Origin of the sequence: Bartonella sp. AA78NXGY (assembly GCF_042197005.1) — a bacterium.
Classification (GTDB): domain Bacteria; phylum Pseudomonadota; class Alphaproteobacteria; order Rhizobiales; family Rhizobiaceae; genus Bartonella.
Window position 1 is genome coordinate 1 of the sequence record NZ_JBHIRI010000067.1, and the last position, 1,379, is coordinate 1,379.

Genomic DNA, 1,379 nt, shown 5'->3' on the forward strand with positions numbered 1-1,379 from the left:
AAGACTACAGCACCCGTTTCCCTCCATAATGTTAAAGATGGGAAAATTGCTGAAGATTCGCATGATGCGATCAATGGGAACCAAATTAATAAAATATCTGGAGATATAGCAAATTATTTTGGTGGTGGTGCCTCGTTCGAAAATGGTGCTTTTAAAGGACCAAACTATAGTTTATCTGTTATTGTTGAAGATGGTCAGGTGGCAAAAGCCAATTATCATGATGTTGGCTCAGCTTTGAGTGGTCTCGATGCAAATGTGAAGAGTGTGAATAGTCATCTCACGAATGTGGTCAATAATTTTACACAACAAATCAATGATATTACACAAGAAGTCAAAGGGGATGCTTTGTTGTGGAGCAATGATGAGCAGGCATTTGTAGCACAGCATGGAGCAGACAAAGAAAATAGCAAAATTAAGTTTCTTGCTAATGGAGATATTTCTGAAGATTCAACCGATGCTATAAATGGTTCGCAACTTTATTTGATGAGTAATCAGCTTGCTGCATATTTTGGTGGTGGCGCTGGCTATAATAATGGAGAATGGACTGCTCCTACTTTCAAGATAGCACAATTCAAGGCTGACGGGAGCTCTGGTGAAAAGAAGGATTATCATAACGTTGCCAGTGCTTTTGACGGCGTAAGTGAGAGTATGTCTAAGATAAACGACCGTATTCAAAGTGTTGAAAACAATGTCTCGTCCAATGGTTTAAATTGGAATGAGCAGAAAAAAGCTTATGACGCTAGCCATGATGGTCAACCAAGTAAGATTATCAATGTAGCAGATGGTAAAATTGCAGAAGGTTCAAAAGATGCAGTCAATGGTGGACAGCTTTGGGAAACCAACGAACGTATCACTGGCGTTGAAAAAGATATTAAGCATATTGAAAACAGAGTCGACAATATTTCCACTACGGTTACGAATATTGGTGAAACGGTTTTCAATATTGAAGACAGAGTTGATAATATTGAGAACACGGTTAATAATCTTTCTGATGGTGCAGTTAACTATGATAAAGATGCTGATGGTAAAAAAACCAATAAGATCACTCTAAAAGGTGGCAACGAAAGTGAACCTGTTATGATTGATAATGTTGCCAATGGTCGCATTGAACAAGGTTCGAAAGAAGCTGTGAATGGTGGTCAACTACATGATTACACTCAGCAACAGATGAAAATTGTTCTCGATGATGCAAAAAAATATACGGATAGTCGGGTGGATAATATTGTTATTAATGCCATTGATGATGCTGTTGATCGGTCTGACCGATATACAGATATGAAGTTTAATATTTTAAGTTATGACATTAAGAGCGTACGGAAAGAGGCAAGGCAAGCAGCCGCCGTTGGTCTAGCAGTATCCAACCTACGTTACTTTGACGA

At 38.5% G+C, this 1,379-nt stretch carries 1 pseudogene; it reads left to right on the forward strand.

The features are described from left to right. Window positions 1-1,379, forward strand: a pseudogene (locus tag ACFINL_RS09645) (hypothetical protein); the annotation flags it as partial.